6 protein-coding genes are annotated in these 6,649 nt (G+C 60.7%); 3 read left to right on the top strand and 3 right to left on the bottom strand.

Annotated elements, in window-relative coordinates; all coding sequences use genetic code 11:
• Window positions 1-108 precede the first annotated feature (108 nt).
• Window positions 109-882: an L-iditol 2-dehydrogenase gene (locus CEC48_RS19930; RefSeq protein ID WP_088425300.1), complete on the bottom strand. Its 774-nt coding sequence runs from the start codon at window positions 880-882 to the stop codon at window positions 109-111.
• A gap of 22 nt (window positions 883-904) precedes the next feature.
• Window positions 905-2,164, bottom strand: a complete 1,260-nt coding sequence (locus tag CEC48_RS19925; RefSeq protein ID WP_371917773.1) for a sugar ABC transporter substrate-binding protein — start codon at window positions 2,162-2,164, stop codon at window positions 905-907.
• Window positions 2,165-2,429: 265 nt separating this feature from the next.
• Here CEC48_RS19925 and CEC48_RS19920 point away from each other — a divergent pair, with 265 nt between their 5' ends.
• From CEC48_RS19920 to CEC48_RS19910, 3 genes are all read left to right on the top strand, one after another.
• Window positions 2,430-3,380 (top strand): AraC family transcriptional regulator, encoded by a 951-nt coding sequence (locus CEC48_RS19920; protein WP_088425298.1) that lies wholly within the window; start codon window positions 2,430-2,432, stop codon window positions 3,378-3,380.
• A gap of 155 nt (window positions 3,381-3,535) precedes the next feature.
• Window positions 3,536-4,492: a nucleoside-specific channel-forming protein Tsx gene (locus CEC48_RS19915; protein ID WP_088425297.1), complete on the top strand. Its 957-nt coding sequence runs from the start codon at window positions 3,536-3,538 to the stop codon at window positions 4,490-4,492.
• Between the two features lie 20 nt (window positions 4,493-4,512).
• A complete protein-coding gene (locus CEC48_RS19910) occupies window positions 4,513-5,550 on the top strand; it encodes a purine nucleoside permease (RefSeq protein ID WP_088425296.1) in 1,038 nt (345 codons plus the stop codon).
• A gap of 110 nt (window positions 5,551-5,660) precedes the next feature.
• On the opposite strand, the gene CEC48_RS19905 is transcribed toward CEC48_RS19910, so the two are convergent.
• The gene (locus CEC48_RS19905; RefSeq protein ID WP_088425295.1) at window positions 5,661-6,620 is read right to left on the bottom strand and encodes a zinc-binding alcohol dehydrogenase family protein; all 960 of its coding nucleotides are present in this window, start codon (window positions 6,618-6,620) and stop codon (window positions 5,661-5,663) included.
• Between the last annotated feature and the right edge of the window lie 29 nt (window positions 6,621-6,649).

The following is a 6,649-nucleotide window of genomic DNA, read 5'->3' as shown; positions in this document are numbered from 1 at the left end:
CGAATGCAGAGTGTCAGTCACCGAATATGTTGACTGATACACCGCATTCGCGAGCAAGCCCGCTCCCACATGTTTTGATCTCCGGTGGTTCAAGGAGATGCGTCCGGTTCAATTCATCCAGTTACCACCATCCACGTTATAGGTCTGGGCCACTACGTAATCGGCGTCCTTCGAAGCGAGGAAAACCGCCATCCCGGTCAAATCCTCTGCCGTGCCCATCCGCCCATAAGGCACCTCGGCCCCCACGCGTTTTTTCTTCTCGCCCAGTGGCAGCCCTTCGTGCTTGGCAAACATCGCATCCACTCCATCCCAATGCTCACCGTCCACCACCCCCGGCGCGATGGCATTCACATTGATCCCCTGCTTGATCAAGTTCAACCCCGCCGATTGCGTGAGGCTGATCACCGCCGCCTTGGTCGCGCAGTACACCGCCACCAGCGCCTCGCCCCGCCGCCCGGCCTGGCTGGCCATGTTGATGATCTTGCCGCCGTGCCCCTGCTTGATCATCTGCCGGGCAGCCGCCTGCAAGGTGAACAGCGTGCCGGCGACGTTGATCGAAAACAGCCGGTCAAAGCTCTCGCGGGTGATCTCGGTGATGGGCGCCAGGTCGAACAACGCAGCGTTGTTGATCAGGATGTCGAGCTTGCCAGCCTGCGCCACCACGGCGCCAATCGCGGCGTCGATGGAGGCCTGGTCGGTGACGTCCATCGCCACCGCGTACGCCTGTGGGCCCAGTTCAGCGACGGTGGCCCGGGCCCGTTCCAGGTTGATGTCGGCGATGGCGACGGTCGCGCCCTCGTTGATGTAGGCCAGGGCAAACGCCCGGCCGATGCCCCGGGCGCTGCCGGTGACCAGCGCGCTTTTACCTTCCAGTCGTTTCATTAATCCTGTGCCCCTAAGGTGATTATTTCGGGTAGCCGGCGCGTTTCATTTCACGCATCGTGGTGGACTGCGCCTCGGCCAGTGCCTTGTCGACGGTCATGCCGCCGGTAAGCGCCGCCGAAAACAGTTTGCCCACCGAGGTGCCGATGGCCTGGAACTCGGGGATCGTCACATACTGGATGCCCACGTACGGCACCGGCTTGGCCGACGGGTGCGCCGGGTCGGCGTGTTGCATCATCTGCAAGGTCACCTTGGCGAACGGCGCTGCGGCCAGGTACGCCGCGTTGTAGGTGGACTGGCGGGTGCCCGGCGGTACGTTGGTGATGCCTTCTTTATCCGCCACCAACTGGATGTATTCCTTGGAGGTGGCCCAGGTGATGAAGGCTTTGGCGGCGTCCTTGTGCTTGGAGGTGGCCGGAATCGCCAGGGACCAGGCGTAGAGCCACGACGAGCCCTTGTCGGTGACCTCGGTGGGTGCGGCGGCAAAACCCACGCTGTCGGCGACCTTGCTTTGGGTTTTGTCGGTGGTGAAGGAGCCGGCGACGCTGGCGTCGACCCAGATCGCGCATTTACCGCTGTTGAACAGCGCCAGGGTTTCGTTGAAACCGTTGCTGGAGACGCCCGGCGGGCCGTAGTTCTTCAGCGTGTTGACGTAGAAGTTCGCCGCGGCTGTCCACTCCGGACTCGTCAGCTCGGGTTTCCATTGTTCGTCAAACCAGCGCGCGCCAAAGGCATTGGCCATGGTGCTCAACAGCGCGATGTTCTCACCCCAGCCAGCCTTGCCCCGCAGGCACATGCCGTATTGGTCCTTGGCGGGTTGGTTGAGCTTGGCGGCGAATTCGCCCAGCTGGGTCCAGGTCGGGTGCTCGGGCATCGTCAGGCCCGCCTGTTTGAACAGGTCGGTGCGGTAATAGGTGACGGTGCTTTCGCCATAGAACGGCAAGGCGTAGAGGGTGTTGTTCACCGACAGGCCCTGGCGTACGGAGGGGAAGATGTCGTCCACGTCGTAATCGGCGGGCAGTGGCGTGATCGGCTCCAGCCAGTGCTTGGCCCCCCACAACGGGGTTTCGTAGGTGCCGATAGTCAGCACGTCGAACTGGCCGCCCTGGGTGGCGATGTCGGTGGTGAGGCGTTGGCGCAGGACGTTTTCTTCCAGCACCACCCAATTTAGCTTCACGTCTGGATGCTGCTGCTCGAACACCTTGGACAGGCGTTGCATGCGGATCATGTCGCTGTTGTTGACCGTGGCGATGGTCACGGTTTCAGCCGCGTGACTGGCCATGGCCAAGGTCAGGCCACTGAGCAGGAAAAGCGCTTTCGGTATCTTGAACATGGCGGTTTCCACTTATTGTTTTTGTTGTTGACGCCCCGATTACAGCAGCTTGCCCGGAACCGGACAAACGAATGGCGGATGCCTGGCTGATACTTTTTTAACCGCAGCGTCAGGATCAAAAAAGTATCAGTGGCGAGCAAAACCCGGGGTAGCAGACGCTCACGTAAAGGGCGTATTTTGGTCCTATTCCAAAAAGCCCAGAAGGGCCAAGCCCATGCCAGCAAGCCGCTCCGCCCTTTTCGAGCAACGCCCCGCCGAGCTGGAAGTGATTCTGGCCGAGCCCGAGCATGGCTTTCGCTGGTACGAACATGACTATCCGTTCGAACTGGCGCGCTGGAACCACCACCCCGAATTCGAAATACACCTGATCCGCCAAGGCAGCGGCAAGCTGGTGGCCGGCGACTATATAGGTGCGTTCGGCGCCGGCCACGTCGCATTGATCGGCCCCGACCTGCCCCACGACTGGATCGGCGACCTGACACCGGGCGAGTGTCTGGTGGGCCGTGATGTGGTGTTGCAGTTCGACGGCGCCGCGCTGTTGGCCCTGCGCACCACACTGCCTGAGCTGGGCGACCTGCAAAGCCTGTTTGATCGGGCCCGGCGCGGCCTGGAGTTCACCGGCGAAACCGCACTGCAGGCCGCGCAACTGCTGGAATCCATCGGCCCTGCCCAGGGGCTGGCGCGCCTGATTCTGTTCATACAACTGCTGCACACCTTGATGCAGGCACCCTCCGGGGAAGCCCACTGCCTGGCCAGTGCCTGCTACACGCCGAGCCTGGACGCCCGCAGCTCGGAGCGCATCCACAAGGCCTTCGATTACCTGATGACCGAATTGACCGGCGACCTGCGGCTGTCGGTCATCGCTCAACGCCTGGACATGAGCGAGCCGGGCTTCTCGCGGTTCTTCAAGCGCGTCACCGGCCACGGCTTTATCGACCTGATGCGTAAGTTTCGGGTGCAGCGCGCCTGCCGCCTGTTGCTGCAAAGTGAAATGTCGGTGGCCGATATCTGCTTTGAAGTGGGCTACGCCAACCTCTCCAACTTCAACCGGCACTTTCGCATCGAGATGAACCAGACGCCCAGCGCGTATCGCCGGGAAACCGCGACGTACCTGTTCAACCGCAACGGTGATCAGGCGCTGCCGTTTACCAAGGCGCATTTCTGACCAAAAGGCCGACTATTTCCCATTTTTTTCAATTCCTTCATGCAATTGACACAAATTGGTACAACCTGTGCAAACGTTTGCGGAACGGACTTGGCAGCCAAGTTCGCCTCAACCCGAAGAATCGGGCCCAACCCGCGTACGAACAGGGATTTTCCATGCAACCCACCTCCAGAAGGCCCGCATCGGCCACTCCTTTTGCCGTTTCCTTGCTACTGGCTGCCGTTACGGGAGTACTCAGCGCACCCATTTTGGCGCAGGAAAAACCTTCCGATGATTCAGCACAGGGCGAAACCCTTGCCCCAGACGTCAGCCCCTCGAAAAAAGGCGTGTACCTGTCGGACTGGTTTAACCAGGACCTGACAGTTATCGGTAGCAAAGACATCAGTTTCGGCCCCAAACCCGCCGATGACGTTTACCTGGAATACGAATACTTCGGCCGCAAGGGCCCGTTCGAACTGTATGGCTACGTCGACATCCCGAAGATCTTCGGTATCGGCAACAGCAATGACAAAGGCGCCTGGGACCACGGCTCGCCAGTGTTCATGGAGCACGAACCGCGCATCTCCATCGACTACCTGGCCGGCCGCAGCCTGGCCATCGGCCCGTTCAAGGAATGGTACGTGGCGTTTGACTGGATCTACGACCACGGCAGCAACAAGGACAACCGCGCCAACACCTTGTACAGCGGCCTGGGCACCGACATCGACACCCACTCGCGGGTCAACCTGTCGGCCAACTTCTATGGCCGTTACCAGTGGGAAAACTACGGCGCCAGCAACGAGTATTCGTGGGACGGCTACCGAGCGCAGATGAAATACATCGTGCCTATCGGCAGCTTCGACAATGGTGCGTCGCTGACCTATATCGGCTTCACCAATTACGATTTTGGCTCGGACCTGCACAAAGACAACCCCGCGCGCACCGCCAACTCCCTGGTTGCAACAAACGTGTTGTTGTATTCGTTCACTCACCTGCGTTTCACCCTGGTAGGCCGTTACTTCCATAACGGCGGCAACTGGGAAGACGGCAGCGAGCTGAACTTTGGCGACGGTAATTTCCGCGCCCGCTCCAACGGCTGGGGTTACTACGCCGGTGTGGGCTATCAATTCTGAGTGTGAACAAGGAGCAGTAGATGAAGACTTTTACCCGCCTCTCGATCGCCATCGGCCTGGCCGCCGGTGCGCTGTTGCCGGCGATGGCAATGGCCAGTACACCGGCCCCGATCAAGCCCAAGGTGATGCTGATCACCATGTTCGCCCCCGAGGCACAGAACTGGATCGATCGCCTGGAACTCAAGCAGGAAGTACGCGTGCCGGGCTTGTCGGCCGAGTATCCGGTGATTCGCTGCAACACTCAGGATGTGTGCTTGCTGGTGACCGGCATGGGCCAGACCAACGCTGCCGCCTCGACCCTGGCACTGGCGCTGTCACCCAAGTTCGACCTGCGCCAGAGCTACTTCCTGATCGCCGGGATTGCCGGCATCAACCCGCACCACGGCACCATCGGCACCGCCGCGTGGGCGCATTACCTGGTGGAGTTCGGCACCCAATGGGAACTGGATTCACGGGATGCGCCGAAGGATTGGCCGACCGGTTACATCGGTATCAATACCAAGGGTCCGAACGAGAAGCCGCCGCTGGACTACAAGACTGAAGTGTTTGAGTTGAATCCCAAGCTGCAGGCCAAAGCATTTGCGCTGTCGCAGAAGGTCGAACTCAGTGAAAGCAAGGAATCCACAGCCTGGCGCAAACATTACCCGTACGCACCGGCCAACCAGCCGCCGCAGGTTACCCAGTGCGACACCCTGGCGGGTAATACCTGGTTCTCCGGGACGCGCCTGAGTGAACGAGCCGAAGTCTGGACCAAGTTGCTGACGGACAACAAAGGCGTGTACTGCACCACCCAGCAGGAGGACAACTCCACTTATGAGGCCTTGCTGCGGGCCAGTCGTGAAGGTTTGGTGGACATCACGCGGTTGGCGGTAGTGCGGGCCGGTTCCGACTTTGATCGGCCGTACCCGGGCTACAGCGAAGTGGACAACCTGTTGAAGTATGCGGATCAGGGCGGGTTTGTGCCGGCGCTGGAGAACCTGTATCGCACCGGTAACCCGCTGGTGCAGGCGATTCTGAAGAACTGGTCGGCGTGGGAGAAAGGCGTTCCAGAGGCCTGAACAAAGATCAAATGTGGGAGCGGGCTTGCTCGCGAATGCGGTGGGTCAGCCAATAAATCTGGCACGGATACACCGCTTTCGCGAGCAAGCCCGCTCCTACAGAGTATTGATCAGGGCAGTAAGATGATCTTGTCTGCACTGCCCTGATTCACCTCTTCAAAACACTGCACGCCTTCGGCCAGCGACACTTCCCGCAAACCGGTCGGCAACGGCAGCAAGCCTTCATCGAAGAACCGCCCGAATTGCTCCAGCATCACGGCGCACTGCTCGCAGTTGTAGAGCAACGAATTGATCCCCACCACCGAACCACCCTTGCGGTACAACGCCAGGGCCGGCAGTTGCACGTGCCCGTCCACCGGCGCGGCAATAATCGCGATACGCCCAAAAGGTGCCAGCGCCGCCACCGCTGCCGGCAACCAGAAGCCCGTGGTGTCAAAAATCACATCGGCGCCCGCACCGAACAGGGCGTTGACCTGGCCACTCAGCGCTTCCGGCTGGCCCAGTAAAAGCCCTTCGAAACCTTGCTCGCGCAATGCTTCAACCTGTTCCGGCCGACGCACTGCCCCGAGCACCTCGGCCCCACGAATTTTCGCCAGGGCCAGTGCCGCACTACCTACAGCCCCATTGGCACCAATCACCAGTAAACGCGTGCCTTTGCCGACACCGCTGCGCTCCAGTGCATCCCATGCCGTGGTGTACGGCACGCCGAGGCTGGCGGCCTGGGCAAAACTCAAATGGCTGGGCTTGTGCGCCACGCCCTTGGCCGACACAGTGAGGTACTGGGCGTGGGAACCGTCGGCAAAAAAGCCCAGGTCGCGGCCAGTGCCCCAGACTTCCTGGCCTACCAGCTCCTGCGGGCCCTCCACTACCACCCCGGCAAAATCACGGCCGGGAATACGTGGCAACGTGGTGTAGGGGAAACGCCCGAGCACGTTCTTCACGTCGCTGGGGTTCAACCCGGCAGCCTTGATCTGCACCAGGACTTCACCGGCTGCCGGCACCGGATCGGCGACGTCGACGTAAGCGAGGGCAGCGAGATCGCCGGTGGCGGAAAATTGCAGTGCTTTCATGGCCAATATCCATCGAGGTTAAAAAGGTT

Origin of the sequence: Pseudomonas sp. K2I15 (assembly GCF_002204795.1) — a bacterium.
Lineage (GTDB): Bacteria > Pseudomonadota > Gammaproteobacteria > Pseudomonadales > Pseudomonadaceae > Aquipseudomonas.
Note: the sequence above shows the minus strand (reverse complement) of the source record. Positions and strands in the feature narration are given on the sequence as shown.

What these genes read in the sequence shown, in the direction of transcription:
- CEC48_RS19910 (WP_088425296.1), top strand. Translation starts at nt 4,513, where the DNA reads ATGAAGACTTTTACCCGCCTCTCGATCGCCATCGGCCTGGCCGCCGGT.
- CEC48_RS19925 (WP_371917773.1), bottom strand. Translation starts at nt 2,164, where the DNA reads ATGGCCAGTCACGCGGCTGAAACCGTGACCATCGCCACGGTCAACAAC.
- CEC48_RS19905 (WP_088425295.1), bottom strand. Translation starts at nt 6,620, where the DNA reads ATGAAAGCACTGCAATTTTCCGCCACCGGCGATCTCGCTGCCCTCGCT.
- CEC48_RS19920 (WP_088425298.1), top strand. Translation starts at nt 2,430, where the DNA reads ATGCCAGCAAGCCGCTCCGCCCTTTTCGAGCAACGCCCCGCCGAGCTG.
- CEC48_RS19930 (WP_088425300.1), bottom strand. Translation starts at nt 882, where the DNA reads ATGAAACGACTGGAAGGTAAAAGCGCGCTGGTCACCGGCAGCGCCCGG.
- CEC48_RS19915 (WP_088425297.1), top strand. Translation starts at nt 3,536, where the DNA reads ATGCAACCCACCTCCAGAAGGCCCGCATCGGCCACTCCTTTTGCCGTT.